General features: G+C 40.7%; 13 protein-coding genes. 3 read left to right on the plus strand and 10 right to left on the minus strand.

Going from position 1 to position 20,812, the window contains the following annotated elements; genetic code table 11:
* Positions 1–64: 64 nt before the first annotated feature.
* The gene (locus DW862_RS05410; protein WP_120067418.1) at positions 65–946 is read right to left on the minus strand and encodes an AraC family transcriptional regulator; all 882 of its coding nucleotides are present in this window, start codon (positions 944–946) and stop codon (positions 65–67) included.
* A gap of 120 nt (positions 947–1,066) precedes the next feature.
* Here DW862_RS05410 and DW862_RS05415 point away from each other — a divergent pair, with 120 nt between their 5' ends.
* The 3 genes from DW862_RS05415 to DW862_RS05425 all read left to right on the plus strand — a co-directional run bounded on the left by DW862_RS05415 (position 1,067) and on the right by DW862_RS05425 (position 4,022).
* Positions 1,067–1,882, plus strand: coding sequence for an SDR family oxidoreductase (locus tag DW862_RS05415; RefSeq protein WP_120067419.1), 816 nt, complete (start codon positions 1,067–1,069; stop codon positions 1,880–1,882).
* Positions 1,883–1,911: 29 nt separating this feature from the next.
* Positions 1,912–3,099, plus strand: coding sequence for a mannonate dehydratase (gene uxuA / locus DW862_RS05420; protein ID WP_120067420.1), 1,188 nt, complete (start codon positions 1,912–1,914; stop codon positions 3,097–3,099).
* Positions 3,100–3,176: 77 nt separating this feature from the next.
* Positions 3,177–4,022: a pilus assembly protein N-terminal domain-containing protein gene (locus DW862_RS05425; protein WP_120067421.1), complete on the plus strand. Its 846-nt coding sequence runs from the start codon at positions 3,177–3,179 to the stop codon at positions 4,020–4,022.
* Between the two features lie 84 nt (positions 4,023–4,106).
* On the opposite strand, the gene DW862_RS05430 is transcribed toward DW862_RS05425, so the two are convergent.
* From DW862_RS05430 to DW862_RS05470, 9 genes are all read right to left on the minus strand, one after another.
* A complete protein-coding gene (locus tag DW862_RS05430) occupies positions 4,107–5,513 on the minus strand; it encodes a glycosyl hydrolase family 28 protein (protein WP_120067422.1) in 1,407 nt (468 codons plus the stop codon).
* A gap of 115 nt (positions 5,514–5,628) precedes the next feature.
* Positions 5,629–6,927 carry an alginate lyase family protein gene (locus tag DW862_RS05435; protein ID WP_120067423.1) on the minus strand — a complete coding sequence of 433 codons (1,299 nt, stop codon included), beginning with the start codon at positions 6,925–6,927 and terminating at the stop codon, positions 5,629–5,631.
* 54 nt (positions 6,928–6,981) lie between these two features.
* Positions 6,982–9,021 carry an IPT/TIG domain-containing protein gene (locus DW862_RS05440; protein ID WP_115484098.1) on the minus strand — a complete coding sequence of 680 codons (2,040 nt, stop codon included), beginning with the start codon at positions 9,019–9,021 and terminating at the stop codon, positions 6,982–6,984.
* 48 nt (positions 9,022–9,069) lie between these two features.
* A complete protein-coding gene (locus DW862_RS05445) occupies positions 9,070–10,263 on the minus strand; it encodes a DUF5013 domain-containing protein (protein ID WP_115484099.1) in 1,194 nt (397 codons plus the stop codon).
* Between the two features lie 36 nt (positions 10,264–10,299).
* Entirely contained in the window at positions 10,300–12,096 is a 1,797-nt protein-coding gene (locus DW862_RS05450) for a RagB/SusD family nutrient uptake outer membrane protein (RefSeq protein ID WP_120067424.1), read from the minus strand.
* Positions 12,097–12,129: 33 nt separating this feature from the next.
* Positions 12,130–15,378, minus strand: a complete 3,249-nt coding sequence (locus DW862_RS05455; RefSeq protein ID WP_120067425.1) for a TonB-dependent receptor — start codon at positions 15,376–15,378, stop codon at positions 12,130–12,132.
* 49 nt (positions 15,379–15,427) lie between these two features.
* A complete protein-coding gene (locus tag DW862_RS05460; protein WP_120067426.1) occupies positions 15,428–15,958 on the minus strand; it encodes a sigma-70 family RNA polymerase sigma factor in 531 nt (176 codons plus the stop codon).
* Between the two features lie 233 nt (positions 15,959–16,191).
* Positions 16,192–16,566 (minus strand): hypothetical protein, encoded by a 375-nt coding sequence (locus DW862_RS05465; protein WP_120067427.1) that lies wholly within the window; start codon positions 16,564–16,566, stop codon positions 16,192–16,194.
* 121 nt (positions 16,567–16,687) lie between these two features.
* Entirely contained in the window at positions 16,688–20,770 is a 4,083-nt protein-coding gene (locus tag DW862_RS05470) for a hybrid sensor histidine kinase/response regulator transcription factor (RefSeq protein WP_120067451.1), read from the minus strand.
* Positions 20,771–20,812 lie beyond the last annotated feature (42 nt).

The following is a 20,812-nucleotide window of genomic DNA, read 5'->3' on the forward strand; positions in this document are numbered from 1 at the left end:
TTCCTTTTCTATTATATACGAACGAGAAAGAAATTATACTCAAATGTTTATTGCCTGAAAAAGCTTATTCCATCTGTTCCCTATAAAAAGTAGGTGTCATTCCTGTCACCCTTTTAAAAATGCGGTTAAAATGTACAGGTGATTCAAATCCGCAAGTAGCACTGATTTGAGATATATTCATCATACTACTATTCAATAGTTTACAAGCATATCCGATACGCATATCAAGTACATACTCTTTAAATGTCTTTCCTGTGTTTTCTTTAAAGTATCGGCAGAAAGCAGCAGGGTTCATCGCTGTATAAGAAGCAATTTCATCCAGACCGATAGACTCGGTATAATGTTTATTCAAATAGGCAATCACCTTTTCCATTCTTTCATTACGCATAATCGAAGGGGACGGAGTATAATGAGAAGTAGTCAGATATTTCTTATGATTGCTAGTAGCCATCATCTGTAGAAGTGAAAGCAACAGGATGATTTGATCTGCTCCTTTGGCAGAAGGAATTTGCTCCAATAATTTAATGATTTTCCCCGAACGGGTAATTGTGAATTTAATCCCTCTGCAAGCATCCTCCAATAAATTCCTGATAGGAATAAACTGGGAGTATTGAGAAATAGAATAATGCATAAAATCTTTCTCAAACTGAATATTGACTCCTCTTACTTTCGGTTCGGTTTTTTCTTCGTTATCAGATTCTTCCCCGCCATCCGGTGGACTTTGCATACTATGAGGCAGTTCGGAACCAAAAAGAATCAAATCACCTTTTGAATAGGAGATAATGCTGTCACCCACCAGACAATCCCCCTCTCCCTTTTCCACATAAATAATTTCATACTCACTATGAAAATGCCACGGATACGTGAAACGTGGATATTCATAAAAGCGGGCACGGACGGGATTAGAAGTCGTAATAGTCAACTTCTCATTCATTATCTTCTTCATAAATCTCCTTTCTAAACTGCTTTTGCAAAGATAGGTAAATATCTTGCAAAAATACGCATCATAGCATGTATAAAAACCCGCTATTTTTGCATCCATTCATAAAAACATTTGATAGAAACCATGAACGAATTATTTAGTATTGCCGGTAAAGTTGCTGTTATTACCGGAGCAGGTGGTGTACTGGGCGGAAATATTGCCCAACACTTTGTACAGCAGGGAGCAAAAGTTGTAGCTATTGACATTCGTCAGGAACAACTGGACAATCGCGTAACTGAACTTAAGCAATATGGTAACGATGTAATCGGCATCATCGGTAATGTACTTGACATCGCCAGCCTGGAGAAAGTAGCCGAAGAAGTTGTAGCCAAATGGGGAAAGATCGATATTCTATTGAACATTGCCGGTGGCAATATGCCGGGAGCCACTCTCGAACCGGATCAGCACTTCTATGATATGGACATCTCTTGCTGGGAAAAAGTGACTAACCTGAATATGAATGGGACAGTCTATCCGTCTATGATATTCGGTAAGGTAATGGCAAAACAGAAGAAAGGATGCATCATCAATGTATCTTCTATGGCTGCTTATAGTGCTATCACCCGTGTACCGGGTTACTCGGCCGCTAAAACTGCAGTAGCCAACTTCACCCAATGGCTGGCAAGCGAAATGGCACTGAAATACGGTGATGGTATCCGTGTTAATGCTATCGCTCCGGGATTCTTTATCGGTGACCAAAACCGTCGTGTACTTATCAACCCGGATGGTTCATTGACCGACAGAAGTAAAAAGGTGTTAGCCAAAACTCCGATGAATCGTTTCGGCGACATCAAAGAATTGAATGGTGCTGTACAATTCCTGTGTAGTGAAGCCGCTAGTTTCGTAACGGGAGCTATGTTGCCTATCGATGGTGGTTTCAGTGCATTCAGCGGCGTTTAATATTTAATCTTTTAATTTATTCAAACGCTATGATGGAAAAAACATGGAGATGGTTCGGCAAGAAAGATAAAATCACCTTGCCGATGCTCCGTCAGATAGGTGTTGAAGGAATCGTCACTGCATTACACGAGGTACCGAACGGAGAGATTTGGACAGTAGAAGCCATCAACGATTTAAAATCGTATATTGAATCGTATGGGTTGCGCTGGTCGGTCGTGGAAAGCCTTCCGGTTTGTGAGGCAATCAAGTATGCGGGTACGGAACGTGAACAGTTGATTGAAAATTATAAAGTAAGTCTTGCCAACCTGGGTAAATGCGGAGTGAAAACAGTCTGTTACAACTTCATGCCGGTAATCGACTGGATACGTACGGATTTACAGTACCCTTGGCCGGACGGTACCAGTTCGCTTTACTACGACCGTATTCGTTTCGCTTACTTCGACATCAAAATACTAGAACGTGAAGGAGCTGAAAAAGACTATACAGAAGAAGAACTGCATAAAGTTGCCGAACTGGACAAAGTGATTACAGAGACCGAAAAGGATGATTTGATTGATACTATTATCGTCAAGACACAAGGATTTGTGAACGGTAATATCAAAGAAGGAGATAAAAACCCGGTTGCTATATTCAAACGTCTGTTAGGTTTATATAAAGACATAGACCGGGACGCTTTACGAGAGAATATGTGTTACTTCCTTTCTGCAATTATGCCTGTATGCGATGAATATGGTATCAACATGTGCGTACACCCGGATGATCCTCCATTCCAGGTTCTCGGCCTACCCCGTATTGTCACCAATGAAGAAGATATAGCCTGGTTCCTGAATGCCGTAGACAATCCGCATAATGGGCTGACTTTCTGTGCAGGTTCTCTTAGCGCAGACGCACATAATGATACTCGTGAATTGGCAAAGAAGTTTGCAGGAAGAACCCATTTCGTTCATCTACGCAGTACAGAGGCCATGCCGGGTGGAAACTTCATCGAAAGTTCTCATCTATCAGGAAGAGGACATCTGATTGATCTCATCCGCATTTTCGAGAAAGAGAATCCAGGACTTCCCATGCGCGTAGATCATGGACGAATGATGCTCGGAGATGAGGATAAAGGCTACAATGCCGGTTATTCTTTCCACGGACGTATGCTGGCTTTAGCACAGGTAGAAGGAATGATGGCTGTGGTGGATGATGAGAAACAACATAAGATAGAGTTTTAATCTTATTTTTCATCAATATACTTTGAAATACAGGAAAGGAGCTTTACTTTTGTGAAGAAATAAAAAAGAAGAATATTATGAAAGCAAAAATGGCGAAGCTCTGTCTACTATTTATTCTATTATGCTCCCTTCCTGTATTTTATTCATGCAGCGACGAGGCTGACGATTTTTACCTGTTTGAATACTGGGAAGTAATGCTCAATCCAGAACCTCCTATTAGTGAAACCAGTTTGTCAATCACGGGAGGAACAAAGTTGGGAATTAAGGGTGGCATAGCTCCCTATACTGCAGAAATAGCCGATGGGCAAATTGCTACAGCTTATGTGGACAAAAACAATGATATTCAGATCAGCTCTATAAAACTGGGCAACACGTCATTGATGGTAAAAGACGCTGATGGAAGAATCATAAAAATAGGACTAAAGGTCGTCAACGGCAAACAATCTTTTTCAGTGAATTCCGTGGAAGCAAGAATCACAGGAATAGATGAAAGTCTGTTGGATGAACAACAAAAAGAAAAACTAGAAGCGGTCAAAAAAAAGATAAAGGATGAAGCGGGTATACAAGCTACAGGAGGAATAGCTTTCTCTTATGACCAAAAAAGTAGTGGTAAAGTGACAATTGTTACTAGTAAAGATAATGCTCCGAAAATAGAAGGAAGCTTCTCCCGCTCCACATCAGAGTCAGGCACTACATTCCAAATTACAATCAATGGTAAAGAGTATGACTGCAAATTTAAACTTCCCGAACGTTCCGATACTTCAAAGAGTATCACCACACGAGACCTTGGCCCGATTCCTTATTGGTTAGTGGAAGATGTAACTGAAGATTATAAATCAGATGTGACCGACCTATTCGGAATAAATGCCACCTCCCTGAAAATAGAACGCATTTATATAGGTTCATTCACTCCTTTACGATAAGTTTATTCCTCTTTCTATAAAATAGATGCGGCAAAAAGCACGAAAAACTGTTTTTTGTCGCATCTTTCATCTTTTAGTTATTAGCTACTTTATCCGTATCTTCTCTACAAAATCTTTTTTATCTATATTCAATTCTTCCAAAGAAGTGATCCGCCTACCGTTCAACACAATGTTTTCGAACAAAATATTCTCAATCTTCCTATTTTTATCATAACCTTCTATTAAAGAAGAATTGATATATTTCCCGGTACATGAAATATTACGGAATGTTATGTTCTTGACACCTCTGCCGGGACCTGTATTGTATTTTTGGTTATACATCACCCGAAGATGAAATAACTGTCCTTCCTGAATATGTTCCACACGAATGTCCTCAAAAGTAATGTTTTGTGCCAGGTTGTGATCCCCTACATTGATAGTCATACAGCCTTGGTAATCACGATCATCCTCATCATGCTCCAATATATCAATATTCCTGAATACTATATCTTCCAAAACTTCATCTCCCGTTTCCGTATTTCCATGTGTACCGATATTGATAGGATGCGCAATATCTGCCCATAGAGTAGAATTAAGTACATGAACATTGCGACAGTCTCCATAATAATTCCAACGATGCGTATAAAGAGCTATACAATCATCCGAATTACGAAGAAACACATCATCAATCATCACATCCGAGCAGGACATAAAATCCAGCCCATCACTCCAACCCTGATAGCTGAATGATTTCAGATTTTTGATAGTAATTCCGGTAGATTGTCCCCCAGAGACAGTATAATGCCGTGGATTGACCACCGTAACTCCATCAATCAGTACATTCCGGGAGTAGGTAACCGAAATTCCCTGTTGCGGTTCAAGCAACATGCCATGTCCCAATATTTTCACATTCTCTACACTGTCGCAAGTGAGACAACCTTTCAAAACGGCACCACCTTCTAAATAAACCGTCGTATTACTGGGAATACGGAAGCATTTTCCAGCCGTATCAGTCGGTTCATGTATTCCAGCTTCAAAATAAATCACGTTCGGATCATTCTTATCTGGCACATTTTTGATGATAGGATTGGCAAATACATGCAAATTATTCAGGCGATCTCCATTAAACTCGACCGACAACTTTTGTGGTTTATCTATCGTAAACAATAGAAAGTTACCATCAATCTCCGGTTGGATACCTTTGGATAAAGGACGCACCACTGCCGAACGGATCTCCCCATTGTTCTTTTGTACCAATACTTCCACTTTCCCTGAAAAGTCGAACTGAACCATCGTGGCATCGGACTTCGTATCCATATCCACCTTTACGTTATACTCATAAAGGTCTACCCAGTCTTTTTCTCCCACTTGCCGTACTTTTACCGTATAGTCATCATTGTGACGGGCATAATAGATGCCTTGAGGTACCGGATAGATGACTATTTCTGCTTGTATGACTCCTGTGGTCATTACAAGTAAAAATGTGAGCGCTATTCTTATTAGTTTATTCATTTCAAGTTTTTACTAATACCGTTAATGTCCTGGAATTCACCACAGATTGAAACAAATAATCCATCCACACTGGCATATCCGAATCTGTGGCGAAGTCTAACACATTTTATTCATTTTATCTTGCATACATCAGCGTACCGAGCCCAAGTACGTCATAGCCACCGGAGTTAGCGTCATAATAACCGCCGCCTCCTTCTATTCCTACATATTCGGTAGCAATCTTAGTGTATTTGAGATTATCATCCGAGATGTTTTTTACCCCTTTGTAATGATAGTAAGGCAACGCCCATATTGCACGTTTGATCCATTTACCGCCACCAAGTGTTGTTTGCTCTTCCGGAATCGGATATCCCCATTGACTCTGTTTTTGCCATATATAAGTAGTATATGGTACAGTCTCATTAGTGTAATTACAACAAGCAGCATATTCGCAAGCCCGCATGAACAGATTGTCATCATAAGCAAAGAAATCGTCTCCCTGACTCCATGCCAACTGACAAATAACTCCCATCAATCCGACACACATCAACGTGTGCCCTTGGTCACGTCCACTTTCCTGCCATTGAGCAAAGTTATAGTCCGGTGCATAATCGTGATAGATAGCACGACGTAAACGTCCGTTTGTATCACCTGTCTGCAAATGGCCGATACCTTCATTATAAATATCACGACGATCGGTTACAATGCCGATAGCCATTTTAGCCGCTATATTACAAAGACACCAGTTAGCCCAATAATGTAACGCATTCGTATCGTGATGACGTTTCAGGAAATCATCATTAGCAGGATAGAACACTTTAAGCAACCAATTCTGGAACGCTGCGAAGTCCGCACGATCCCATCCTTCATAATCCCTCAATAATTCACCGGCAATAGCAAATTCATAACCATAAAGTCCTGCGGCAAGCGATAAATTCGTATTACCTGTTACACCTACACAAGTCTGTACCCACTTATTCAGATTCTCCACTGCTTTTGCCGCATATTCATCATCCTGTTCAATCTTCCAACGAAGCGCCTGCTGATATGCAATAGTGGCCCCTCTGGCTGCATTCATATAATTTTCATCACCGGAAACTCCACGTTTAATCCATTCCGTAGGATAAGTATCTGCCGTCTTCTGCGAAAACTGACTTTCTACTAATAATTGATAAGCGCTAACCCAAGGCTCTTCTCCGGCAGCTTTTTTATCCCGGATACGCTGGAAGTCTTCCTCCGTATGCAACCCTTCATGCAGCATGGGTTCCGTTGACGGTTTAAGTTCAACCTGTTCCAAATTTACGTTATTATCAGGAAGAGGAATTTTATTCAAATCAGTTTCCACATTGACACCCGGAAGGTCAATGCCGTCACCACATCCTGCCAAAAACAGGATAGCGAATACCACGGCTATATAATATATCTTTTTCATCATATTTTTGGTTTAATGGTACACCGTACCATTGATTACGGTGCACCCAATTATAGTTTATTGCTCTACTAACTCTAATTTGAAATTATCTATCTTAGCCCGTCCTTGTTTTACTGTAATCGTACATACAAAACCAATGACAACATCGGTAGGCTCTTCAACAAGAATATCAACTACTACATCACCCGTACCCGAAATAGAAGCGTTTGCCAGACTCTTACTTGGTATATCACTCGTATTTGCCATCTCGTTACCTTTACAAACCGCAACATAACCGGTAAAACCTCTGCCGTCATATTCATAAACGTGTGCCGTCAACTTATATTTTCCTTTTTGAAGATGAGAAGTCTGATATACCTTACCATCATTTTTAGGATTGTCAAATCCCCAATCTGTTTGTAAAGCCAAACCTGCATCACTTCCATCACCATATTTCGTTTTAAATGCCAAATCAACAGCAGCACCTCCTTCACCAGCAGTCAAGTTAGAGTTCTGAACTATCCAATAAGCAGCTTTTGCCCACTCTCCTTTTTTATGGAATCCTTTATCCCCACCTTCTTTTACATATTCAAAAGGCTGTTTATAGTTCATGAGTACATATTGAGAAATATCTCCATCCACCGGCAGAGGTTGTAACATATCACTCTCTACGGGTTGTGCAATACCTTCAAACACCATTGTTACTTTTCCACCATTGAAACCTTGCGGAACCGTTACAGTAATAGAAGTCGTAGTAATCTCTTTAACCGTAACGGGTACGGATATTCCCTCAAAAGTAACTGTAACAGAATTCTTATCCGTTCCAAAACCTTTTCCTGTAAATGTTATTTCCTGCCCGGCTTTTACTAATGTACCATAAGGATAAATATACGGTGTTTCAACAGAAGTGATTTCCGGAGTTTCCCAAACCTCAAATGTGCCCGATTCGCCCATCTCTATTTCCTTACCCTGAATTATCAGCTTAATCTTCACCGGAGCTTCCGATGAAACTCCTTTGGGAACATTCACTACGATATTACCTTTATCATTCAGTGTCACTTTATCACAAACTGTTTCTCCGAAAAAGACCTGAATATTTTCAGCTTTCGTACCAAAGTTCTGACCAATGATCGTTACTTCCGTATTAATATATCCGGCTTTCGTTGAAATGCCTGTTACTGTAGGCATCGGTAATACCGTATATTTCAACTGTGTCCCGATAGTTTCAAACGGAGTAATGACAGTAATTGTATAATCTCCAGCTTCCAACGAAGCAGGTACAGTGAGTGGAATACTCTTATCCGTCAAATTATCTGTATCTATTACAGCTTCTACAGGTTCTCCGCCAGCTTTAGAAAAAGTTACTTTCAAAGGCTCCAACCCTTCAACAGACTTATCCAGCAATTCTTGCACAAGATTGGTTCCTGTTATTGCAAATTTACTGCCAGCAAAACCTGATGTAACCGGTTCGTCTTCCTTAGGAATATCAAGCGTTGCATGCTTCAACACCGTGAAAGGATAAGAAGTCAAATCAATCGTTTGTTCTGCCATAACAAGTGTCATGACTCCACTGACAGCCGTCTCGGGAACTTTTGCTGTAAATTCGGTATCAGTAGGCGTTCCCACAATCTCTGCCTTATCCGTAGAAGTTCCGAAAGTCAAAGTATATAATGTTTTGGAAGACACAAACTCTTGTCCTTCGAAAACAATACTGGTACCGGGAAAACCATAAGAAGGTTTCACTGCGCTAACACCCGGTTTACCAAGTACACGATAAACAAGATCAGTTTCTACACGTTGTCCGAAGACTTCAACAGTTATTTTTCCGTTTGTAGCCAATTGCGGCACTTTCGCTAGAATAGCATCATCGGCACAGGAGATGACTGTTGCCTCCTGGGAACCGATAAATACTTTTACATCTTCGGTTCTGATTCCAAAATCATCACCATTAATGGTAAATTCATTTCCAACATATCCTTCGACGGGTTCTATCTTTGTTACGGTCGCCACAGGATCAGTGTAACTCATTGGAACAATTTCTTCATTGTCCTCGTCACAAGCAGCTAATGCGAAAAACGAGAGAAAAACGGGAAACAGATAGTTATATATTTTCTTCATAATCTTAATTATATTATCATGATGGATTACTCTTTTTTCTTTTCCACATTATTCAAGAATCAATTTCAATTCTGTCACCTTAAAGTATGAATTACCCTTTGCCAATGAAGTCAGGAATCCAATAACAACGTCCGTTGTCTCCGTTACTTCAAATGAAGGTGTAACCAACGTACCCGAATCATTCGCTGTTCCCATTTTATCATAGGCCACATAAACTCCATTTAATTGCTCAAGATCAGCGACATTCGGTATATCACTTTCACTATCTCCTTTAGCTATCAATACGGAAATAAAGTTCCCCGCATCAGTAACTACCAATGTATATGCATAAGTGACTTCCAGTCTGTATTTACCAGGACGGAGCGTAGCAACCTGCCACATTTTCCCATTCGTATAAGCTTCTTTATCCCATCCATTCTGGAATGCTAACGTTAAGCCTTCTTCTGATTTATATTGCATTCCGGAAACAGTCGTATTGCCTTTTGCATTGAACGATGCTGCATTTTGATTCCACACTGCCGGAGTCCACCATTCACCGTTCTTCCAACTTTCATCATTTGCCTTGGCAAACGGCTGCTTATAGTTTTGAAGATAAAGCACTGTCACATCACCCTTCGAATTAGGATTGAACATTGCACCACCTGTCATTGTATATCCGTGAATAGTCACAGTCACACTACCTGTCTGATAATCAGCAGGAGTTGTCGCAACAATAGTAGACTCATCCACCAGCTCAAATTCGGCCGGCGTTCCATTGAAACTAACAGAAATATCGGATGGATCCGTACCAAAGTTTTCACCTGTTATAGTAACCTTGTCTCCCGTATCGGCTACCCCTTCACCGTCTTCACTATCAGAAGTCACTGTAATGACACGTGGTGTAGGTAGTACTGTATAATGACCGATATTCTCCACCTTTTTATTATAAATCTGTAAAGACAGATTGCCTGTTACTGCCGTTTCCGGCACCTCCACTACCAAACGGTTGTTCTTGCAGTCGAGCACTTTATTGGATTGGGCTTCACCGAAGAAAACTTTCACTGCTTCAGCACGATCACCGAAATTGGTTCCTGTAATAACAACCTGCGTAGTGACATATCCGTCTGTGGGATATATACTCTCCACTACCGGCACAGGATAATCATAAACTCTGTACTTGGGGTCTTGCTCACAACCGGAGAAAAGTGCGGAAACATAAGCAAGTATTGCCAAGTGAAATGTATATTTGAATAAAAACTTCATATAATCTATGGTATTATACGTTAAACAATTGAATGATTAATATCCCGGATTTTGTACCAGATTCGAATTCAGATTGATTTGATTTCTTGGAATCGCCCACAAATAATCTCCTTTAGTAAATGCACAGTCAGATGATTTGAGAAGCACTACACAAGGTAACTTACCTTTACCTGTTTCTACAACTTCCGTTCCTTTCGTAAAAATAGCCGGATTGAAAGCACTGGTAGCATTCCCGTTTTCGTCTACAAATGCTGTAGGATAACTAGCATTACCTACCACCGCACCGCAACGAGACTCATTCAGATTCTCTTCCGCAATACCCCAACGTTTCAGGTCGTCACAACGGAAACCTTCCATATAGAGTTCCAATGCACGTTCACGACGGATCTCATCCAGCATCACCTGATTGACTGTCTTATTCGCATTTGCCGGTACCCCTTCCTGAATTCGCTTTGCCAATGCATTTGTCAAGTTGGCAATTCCAGCACGAGCACGGATCTTATTGATAGATTTATTCAACTGGTCATCCGATATTTCACCATAACGCTCCATCACAGCTTCGGCATAGTTCAAGTATACTTCTGCTAACCGAAGTACCGGATAATTGGCCGATTCATCTTTACTTTGGCGTTGAATATCGGTAATAGCAAACTTGGAAACACCATACCCACAGTTCTCAACTGTCAGGCTCGTAGCATATGAACCTACATAAGAAGTCAAACGGAAATCCCGATTCTGAAATTCATCTCCCGGATTCTTATATCCCTGGAACTTATCAGACATGCTGACCGGAAGCCCGTCAGTGCATAAAAACATATCAATCAATTTCCGGCTGGGACGCATATCCGTATAAATCACCCGATTCAAATCTACCTGTCCTTTACGCGTTTCCTGACTATATACAGAAGCGATGATAAATTCCTTGTTCGTCGCTCTTCCGGCACCGGCAGGATTACTAGCTTCTTCTTCAATATTAAACAGGTAACGATTGCTCATATTTCTCATAGCTGCTACATTGTTATAATTCCAAAGGGAATAAGCAGCATCTCCCATCACTGTTTCGGATAGTTGAACAGATTCTTCCAGGAAAGTATTTACCTGATCGGAAGCCGGACCGGCAGAACCTTCAAAATCAGTAGAAGTGCCATTGTACTTACGCCAGGTAGCTTCATAAAGTAACACACGAGCCTTAAAAGCCTGTGCAGCCTGTTTGCTAATTTTGCCTTTGTCGGCAGAAGTGATATTCTGTTCCAACGGCAATCCTGCGATAGCTTCATCCAAGTCGGACAAAATCAAATCGACAACTTCATAACGACTGTTACGTTTTCCATATAACTCCGGTGAAGTCACGTCGAGAACCTTCGTAACGACAGGCACTCCGCCAAAAAACTTCAATAAGTAAAAGTAGTTGTAGGCACGAAAAAAATGACCTTCGGCTAATTCTTTTTTAATATCTGCCAAATTACCTGTATAGGAAGAAACAGCTCTTTCAAACATGTGATTAGTGGCACGAATATTGCCATAGCAATTACCCCAACGACTATCGTCATTAGGAACTCCCATCACACCGGTTCCCACACCATACGAATATCTGAAACAAGTAGAAAGATCGGATGCCGCATCCATGTGATCGAATATACTTCCATAAGAAGACTGCCATCCCAATAATTGCCCGTAAAGCCCGTTAGCATATTCACGGAAATGTTCCGGTGTCTTGAAATAAATCACATCTGTCTTGGCATCTAGGGGTTCCAAATCAAGGAACGTATTCACGCATGAAGAAAATCCCAATGCGCAGGTACAAATTAATATATAGTTCGTTATCTTTTTCATATCTTCTGTTCTGTATTTAATTTTCCATAGCTACTATAAAGTGATGTTCAGACCGAACGACCAAGTACGTGCAAACGGGTATCCACTGTTGTTGGAGGCTGCTCCCATTTCCGGGTCGAAACCGTCTCGAATACTGGTAGCTTCCCATAAATCATTACCAGAGAAGTAAACACGCACTTTTTCCAGTTTCACCTTGCGCGTCCAAATCTGCGGCAATGTGTAGCCGACTATTAATGTTTTCAAACGGATATAGCGGTTATTCTGCATCATAAAGTCGTTATTCTGATAATTCCAGCGTGCAAGATTCGCATTAGTAGTCAGACGAGGGAATTCCGCATTCGGATTGCTCTCTGTCCATGTTTTGCCCAAATATGTCGGATTCTGATTGGCAGTACGTGTTTGAAAAGGATAAGCCATCCAGTCATTACGGATAACATACTGCTTACCGACACCTTGGAACATCGCGTTCACATCAAAACCTTTCCATGATCCTCCCAATGTGAAACCGAAAACAAAATGTGGATTGGAGTCACCGAGATATTGCAAATCGCTATTCTCATTCCCTGCACCGGAAATCTTATAATCACCATTCAAATCCAAACGTTTGGTATCACCCGGACGCAACCGGCTTGCACTTCCTGCTCCTACACCAGTCAGATCTTCTTTACCCTCTCCATAGAGTGCATAATAGCGGTCTACTTCTGCCTGATCTTTAAAGTAACCATCTGTACGATAAAGGAAGTACGAATTCAAAGGATACCCATTCACGGCTGCATTCCAACCAGCCCCATAAGAATCTGCTCCTTCCATCTCTTTCAACAGACTCTTTGTATCACCAATATTAAAGTTGGCATAGTAAGAAAAGTCTTTAATCTGATCGCGCCATCCAATAGTGAACTCCCAACCTTTTACATTCAAATGACCACTATTCGTTTTAGGAGCTTTACCTCCTAAAACACCCGGATATGTGACATTTACCAACATACCGGTATTATCTTTTATAAAATAATCGAATGTAGCTTTCAAACGATTATCGAAAAAGTTAAGATCGATACCAAAGTTTTTCTGTGAAACTTTCTCCCAAGTACGGTCATAAGAAATTAAACCGCCAAAACCTGAAGATACTTGATTAGCAGGTATAGTTCCAAAACCGGCTGTTCCAAGAGAGACAGTAGACACATAATCGTAATCACCCAGCCCGACATCATTACCCGAACTACCGTAACTTAAACGCAACTTACCAAAAGAAAGAACAGGTTTTAAAAATTCTACAAATTGTTCTTCCGAGAACGCCCAGCCCAAAGAAACGGAACCGAAGCTCTTAAAACGATAACCGGGAGCAAACTTGGAATTTCCGTCACGACGCCCCATCAATTCAACCATATATTTTTCCGCATAGTTATAATTCAAACGGGCAATATATGAATAGGTACCATTATGAGTCTTTCCTCCACCGTTACCCTGTGTACCCGTAGCCAAATTCAAATCGTAAATTCCGGCATCCTCAAACTTCTCACGGGCGGTAACGACTTTTTTATTTACCCACTTCTCGGCACTGATACCGAACATAGCATCTATATTATGTACTTCGGCAAATGTACGCTTATATTTCAATAACCCTGAATAGTACTGATACCGGGCATTATTTGCCTGTACCAAATATCCCGGCTGATGAGAATCTTTAAAGTTCATCACATCTTGCGGAGTACTAAGGGTTTGTGTTGTTTCATATACTAACTTCGCCGTCTGCTCGCCGAACCAATTGTAACACTGTACCGGAAGCGAATAGCGTTCTCTACGGTATTCCTCATTTTGAAAGGAAGCAGTACCCTCGAAAGTGATTCCTTTCCAAATATCCACCAATGCTTTGAAATCGACACGGGTAGTCAGTTTTTCCCTCTCGTCACGTCCTCCATCTGTTGTAGCTGCCGCCGCATTGCGGTCGCCCACATTACCAAAGTTGGCATACCATTGTCCATAGGGATTCTTAGCCGGAAAAAACGGAGCATCATTTCCGTAAAGTGTACGGTCGATACCATGTGTCGGTGTTTCAGTATTTGTTTTAATCATACTTGCCGAAGTTTCCAATTTGAACCAATCAGTCAATTTGATTCCATAATTCAAACGCAAGTTCAACTGTTTCTGCCCGTCATAGGCAGTGGCCAAATTGGCTTGATTATCAGCATAAGCCAAAGAAATACGGTAATCAGATTTATCCGTAGAACCTGCTACACTCAAATTATGCTGATAAGAATAACGACGGGCAAACAATTCATCCAAGCGATTGGCATTGCCCACAAACATTGTACCCCAATCGGCTACAGTCGACTCGTAAATTCCTTCAATGCCTTGAGCCATCTTTTTCAGGTTTTCTTCTCCCCAGCCCCACCAGTCATGTTCCGGCATTTCTTTATTGGCTTCCAACCACATGGTGGCATATTCCTGCATACTGGGAGAAAAAGCCATAATACCATTGGTAGTGAAACGCATATTGAAGCCATAATCTACCGTTGTCTTGCCTTTACCTTTTTTGGTAGTTACCAATATAACACCATTAGCTGCTTTTGCACCATAAATGGAAGCTGAACCGTCTTTCAATACACTAATATTCTCAATATCATCCGAATTTAGATTTTGAAATGACTCTGAATTCAATACGGGTACTCCATCCACAATAATCAACGGACTACCGCCATTGACAGATGTCAAACCACGAATCTGAAAATTTAATCCTTCATTACCCGGACGTGAAGAAGAACGAGTGACCACCAATCCCGGAGTAGCTCCTTGCAAAGCAGCACCGACATTGGTAATGGCACGGCTTTCCAATACCTGGCTACCTATTTGCTCTACCGCACCTGTCAGCGTAGCTTTCTTCTGTGTACCATAACCTACTACAACGACCTCATCCAGTGCATTATTATCTTCCTTTAGTACAACTTTAAAATCAGAGCGGTCATGAAGGTTAATAATCTGATCTACATATCCAATATAGCTAATTTTAATCTGTTTCGCATCAGCAGGAATATTCAGAGTAAACCGGCCGTCAATATCGGTGATTACTCCTGCATTTCCTCCGACCACCACTACATTACAACCTATCAGAGGTTCGCCGTTAGCATCCGTAACAAGACCTTTAATTGTGCGACCAGTCTGGGCGGCAATCAAACTCTCTTCTACAGATTCATTTGCATAGAGCGCTATACCAGGTGATCCTCCCAGCAGCATGGCGAAAGCCAATGCGACTCCTCTACTACATAAGAATTTGGATTTAATTTCCATAATACTATTAAATTGTTAAAGTTAATATGTGTTTTTCCGAATCTGGTATTTAACCGACTTTGGAGAATTCATTTTTCAAATAGGTGCGAACAGTCTTACGAGCCAGTAATAGTTGACATTCCACCGTGCGAGGAGATAATGACAACTTTCCAGCGATGGCAGGACACGATAATTCATGATGAAAGCTCAATTCATAAATTCGACGACGCTTAGCAGGAAGATTTTCCACCACTGTGTGATGCAGTTTTTCCAATTCATCATATTGCACCGCTTCTTCGGTGGTATTCCGACTGCTGTCTTCGACATTATTATATATGTAAGAGATAAAATCTTCCTGTTTATAATAACGGCGGATTTTATCCGTCACAAGATTACGTGCAATAGTGACAAGTAAAGACCATACAGTATCTTTGTTCACAAATGCCCTGTGTTCCCATAAACGAACAAAGACATCTTGCGCCAGATCTTCCGCTTCGTATGGATGACAAATACGGATGGCGATATAGTTCTTGATAAAGACTCTATATTTCAAGTAACATTCAGAGAAGAATCTGTCAAATGTAGAAGACTGTTTATTCATGGCATTAAATTTATCCGTTTAACGATGTTACAAAAGTAAGGAATAGGCTTTAGAACGGATACAAGAAAAGTAACAGATGACAACGCAATTGTAACAATTCTATTCTTTTCATAAAATTCCCCATTTCATCGGGGATTTTCTTATCATTATCAGAAAAAAAAGAGGAGACGCTACTTCTAACGACTCCCCTGTTTCTATATTTGCATAGATGATGTTACCTCATCTACATTCTTTCATTTGCTCGTTTGTAATTCTTGAAAATCCGGTATACGTTTTACGTTCGCACCTTTCATGACACCTCTTTTGATAGCTTCATTCGTATCGGTAATTTCTTTTTTGACGCGTTTATAGTATTCTTTTGTCAGACCCTTTTCGATCGCTTCCGATTCTGTTACAGCCCATAAATATTGATAATCCATCAACATCAGATCCGGAGCAACGACTTTAAAGAACACACTGTCTCCATCAAATTTCTCACGCAAGTCACCCAAATAAATAGTATCTGCCGGATTCACCTCTTGAGCGTTTGCATTACCTTTCGAACCACTACCTCCACAAGAAGCCAACAACAAACTTCCAACCAATGAAATAAAAACTAATACTTTCATATAATATCAATTAAAGATTAAAAATTAAAAGTCTGCGATACTATGATCGCCAGACAGGCTATCGAATAACCAAATTGATGCAAAAGTAATAAATTATATTACAGTCTGAAGTCTTTTTTCATTATTCTTTTTTCTCATGCTCTTCTACATACTGCTTTGGTAACATCCCAAACATCTCTTTAAAACATTTTGAAAAATAACTCGGCGAACTGAATCCTACCCGATTGGCTACCTCCACAATCGGCAATTGACTGCCTTGCAAGAGTTGTGCCGCACGCTTCAGACGAATACTACGGATGAAGTCCGTTGGTGTATCACCTGTAATCGATTGCAGCTTGCGATAAAGACTCATACGCGCCATACCCAGGTCGCAGCTTAGTTCTTCCACCCCATATTCCGGATTATCCATGTTCTTTTCCAAATACTCCAGACTCTTCTGTATCAACTGTTCATCCACCGAAGTAATCGTTATCGCACTGGGATTTACTTCAATGTTCTTACGGAATTCCTGTTTTCTCTTCTCCTGTTGCTCTATCAGTTTTTCGATGCGAACCATCAACATGTCAAAGTTGAAAGGTTTCGACATATAAGAATCCGCTCCTACTTCATAACTATTGATTTTTATATCATCTGCCGTACGGGCTGTCAACAATATCACCGGAATATGGGAAGTCTGCACATTCGTCTTAATACGGCGACAAAGCTCAATACCATCTACTTTCGGCATCATAATATCGCTGATAATCAAATCCGGATTTTCCTCTATCGCACATTTTTCGCCTTCTTCACCATCACCGGCTTCCACAATCTGATAGAAATCCTCCAATTGCTCTTTCAAGAATGTGCGGAATTCCTTGTTATCCTCTACCAACAACAATTTCTTATGATTGTCTTCTCCGGTAACCACAGGAGCACTCGCTTCTGCAACTTCACCTGCCACTATTTCCTCCGTTGCTTCAGACATGGCTTCCTCTTCCAGTTTCAAATCCATCGGTATCCATACTATAAATGTCGATCCACGATCTACCTGACTCTCTACTTTGACCTTACCTTCATGGATTGTCACATATTCCCTGACCAAATGCAGGCCGATACCGCTACCCAGTTTTTCATCCGCCTGCTTACCCACCTGATAGAAACGATCGAAAATATAAGGAAGATCAGATTCGGAAATTCCGATTCCTGTATCGGAGACTTCAATCTTAACATACATTCTTTGTTCGATCTCTTCTGTAGAAAAGAACAGATTTACCGTACCACCTTCAGGGGTAAATTTAAAGGCATTGGACAACAGATTATTCACAATCTTATGCACTTTGTCGCGATCAAAAAACATATAGACAGGTCTATGCAAAGTCTGATTGACAAAGTTAAGATGATTTTCGACTGCCATCGGTGTAAAATTGTTGCAGGCAGAGACTATAAATTCCTCCATATCCCCATTCATCAGGTTCAGCCTCTCTCCTTTCATTTCCAATTTCCGGAAATCAAGTAATTGATTGACCAGTGACAATAGGTTTTGCGCATTCTTATAAATGGTATTCAACTGTTTCTTCATTGTCTCATCTGCTACTCTGCGTATCATCATATCGAGTGGAGTTATAATCAACGTCAACGGGGTACGCAGTTCATGACTGATGTTGGTAAAGAAACGGAATTTCATCTGATCCAGTTCTTCTTTCTGTTTCAAAGCCTCCTCCTGTTGCATACGAATCATTCTTTGGTGATTACGACGGTTGACTACATAGATTATTCCTACTATGGCCAGACAGCAAAGAATTGCATAAAGGATACGGGCGAAAACTGTATCCCAGAAAGGAGGATGAATCGTTATGGCAAACTCCGCCTCCGGTCCCCATACCCGGTCATTTCCGGCTGCCGATACACGAAAAATATATTCACCGGGAGGAAGATTATTATAGGTAACACGCCCCTGCCCGCTTTCAAACAATGTTTCAGTCCATTCTTTATCAAGTCCGTCCAACAAATAGCGGAAAGAGGTTTGCGAAGGATTGGGAAAGTTCAACCCGGAAAATTCAAGCGTTACGAAATTCTCATCATAGTCCAAAGAAACTCCGTCTGAATAGCTAAGTGCCTTGTCGAACAATACACGTCCATTATATTCTTCTCCGGAACTAACCGAAACATTGAACAGTCTGAATGAGGTAATCAAGGGACGGACAAGACATTGGTTGTCAAGCATACTCTCCGGTAAGAAAGTGACAAATCCGTCCATTAACCCGAAATAGAGTTTGTTGTTCTTGGTTACCATCGAAGGAAAATTAAACAGATCATCCTGACGAATCTCTGCTTCAGATAGGTAACTGACCACATGAAACGAGTATTTATCCGCTTTTCTATCTACTTTAATCTTATAAATCGAAGTAACCGTAGAAATCCAGATATCATGATTATGATCTTCTACGACATTTAGAATTGCACTGGTCAATCCTTCTTCTTTACCTAACGTATAACTCTTGTCATCAGAAGTCAAAATGGTCAGTCCATACTGCGTAGCAAACCACAATGTGCCTTCATGGTCTTTCAGAATCTGATTATATTTATAACTGCCACGATTAAATACAGAATTGGCTCCTCCATCCTGTTCCGGTATCCATACTGTATTCTTTGCAGGATCATAGATATATAAACCATTATCGCTCCCGACTATTAATCTTGAATGACTATCCACAGCCAATGCATTGGCCACTTTGTATTTTTTCAATTCAGGAAATTGCTCCGACAACAGAGTAATCTTCCCATTATCGGGGTTGAGCTGACCGACTCCGCCGCCACCGTATATACTGATCCATAACCGTCCGGACGAGTCCGACACCATCGTACGTATATTGCTATAATCCAGTTCATTCTGATAGTCCGTATTGGGATAAGCAAAGGCTCTCACTTTTCCTTTTTCGATACAATATAATCCGTCATGATAAGTGCCTACCCAAATTCGTTTCTGATTATCTTCATAAAGCACCCGACAGTTTTTCTGATTAAATTCCTTATAAAAAATATCCATACGGTGTGACTCAGGACAATAGCGATAAAGTCCTTGTGAAGTTCCCATCAGGATAGCCCCATCCGAAGTTTCTAACATACAGCGAATTTCTTCTCCCCCCCAAGCTCCGGTCAGCACTTTCTTATTGCATATCATGAGTTTATTCATACTGGGATGGTAATAGCAGATACCTTGATTGTACAAACCAATCCAAACAGCATTGCTTTCCCAATCACAATAAATACTCTGAATGCCACTCTGCAGTTTTTTGCCCGATAATAAAGAAAGATCGTATGTATGAGTGACCGAGAAATTATGCATATCTATGGTATATATTCCATCCTGTACAGTACCAACCCATGCATTTCCTCCTTTATCTATATCCATGGAGGTAAACCAGGAATAATGTCCGAGTTGTATATCAGAAATCTGGTTCCATTTGTTGTTATATACGTCATAATAACCAACTCCACGATCCCACATTGCCCAAAAGTCTCCATTACCCAGTATTTTCAAGATGACGCGATCGTCCGGTTTCAACTGCCCTTCCAGGAAATTTATTTGTTTGACAAAACGCTTCTTCTCCTGATCATAACAACGGATAGCTCCTTTCTGATGAACCATCCAGCTACAATTTCCATGGCTTTCCACTCCTAAGAGTCCACCATAGAATTCCATAAATTCATCATTCCGGCATATCAAGTCCAAAGATTTCTTCTTGCTATCATACATATACACCAACGAACCGGACGTCAAAAACCAACAATGTTTTTCCGAGTCAACAAACATATCCGCCACCTTTTCTTTGATACCGAATTGAAGCAACAGAGAATCTACATTATGGACATATTGTTCAGTAATCAAGTCAAAAACACGTAATATACCACGTTCTTTCATCCATAAACGCTTATCGGCATCAATGTATTGTTCAGGGATAATATGATTATATGAAATGGGATATTCTTCCCTAAGGGTAAAAGGGTAGTTGGCATAGTTTGCACCATCATACAAACTAAGCAATACTGTGCTACGGACACCGATCCGCCCGTCCGGAAGAGAGAATACACTTTTGACATAATTATCCGGTAGTCCTTCAGTAACCCCGATATGCCGGAAGACATAAGAGGACTCCTGCGAATATGCGTTATTCAGGAATAGGACGCCCAATAAGGCTATTAACAAATATATTCGTGTTTTCATGGCCATCACTTTACATTGTTACTATTTTATATACGAAGCAAA

The organism is Bacteroides sp. AM37-9 (assembly GCF_003603455.1).
Classification (GTDB): domain Bacteria; phylum Bacteroidota; class Bacteroidia; order Bacteroidales; family Bacteroidaceae; genus Bacteroides; species Bacteroides xylanisolvens.

What these genes read in the sequence shown, in the direction of transcription:
- DW862_RS05410 (WP_120067418.1), bottom strand. Translation starts at nt 946, where the DNA reads ATGAAGAAGATAATGAATGAGAAGTTGACTATTACGACTTCTAATCCC.
- DW862_RS05415 (WP_120067419.1), top strand. Translation starts at nt 1,067, where the DNA reads ATGAACGAATTATTTAGTATTGCCGGTAAAGTTGCTGTTATTACCGGA.
- uxuA (WP_120067420.1), top strand. Translation starts at nt 1,912, where the DNA reads ATGATGGAAAAAACATGGAGATGGTTCGGCAAGAAAGATAAAATCACC.
- DW862_RS05425 (WP_120067421.1), top strand. Translation starts at nt 3,177, where the DNA reads ATGAAAGCAAAAATGGCGAAGCTCTGTCTACTATTTATTCTATTATGC.
- DW862_RS05430 (WP_120067422.1), bottom strand. Translation starts at nt 5,513, where the DNA reads ATGAATAAACTAATAAGAATAGCGCTCACATTTTTACTTGTAATGACC.
- DW862_RS05435 (WP_120067423.1), bottom strand. Translation starts at nt 6,927, where the DNA reads ATGATGAAAAAGATATATTATATAGCCGTGGTATTCGCTATCCTGTTT.
- DW862_RS05440 (WP_115484098.1), bottom strand. Translation starts at nt 9,021, where the DNA reads ATGAAGAAAATATATAACTATCTGTTTCCCGTTTTTCTCTCGTTTTTC.
- DW862_RS05445 (WP_115484099.1), bottom strand. Translation starts at nt 10,263, where the DNA reads ATGAAGTTTTTATTCAAATATACATTTCACTTGGCAATACTTGCTTAT.
- DW862_RS05450 (WP_120067424.1), bottom strand. Translation starts at nt 12,096, where the DNA reads ATGAAAAAGATAACGAACTATATATTAATTTGTACCTGCGCATTGGGA.
- DW862_RS05455 (WP_120067425.1), bottom strand. Translation starts at nt 15,378, where the DNA reads ATGGAAATTAAATCCAAATTCTTATGTAGTAGAGGAGTCGCATTGGCT.
- DW862_RS05460 (WP_120067426.1), bottom strand. Translation starts at nt 15,958, where the DNA reads ATGAATAAACAGTCTTCTACATTTGACAGATTCTTCTCTGAATGTTAC.
- DW862_RS05465 (WP_120067427.1), bottom strand. Translation starts at nt 16,566, where the DNA reads ATGAAAGTATTAGTTTTTATTTCATTGGTTGGAAGTTTGTTGTTGGCT.
- DW862_RS05470 (WP_120067451.1), bottom strand. Translation starts at nt 20,770, where the DNA reads ATGAAAACACGAATATATTTGTTAATAGCCTTATTGGGCGTCCTATTC.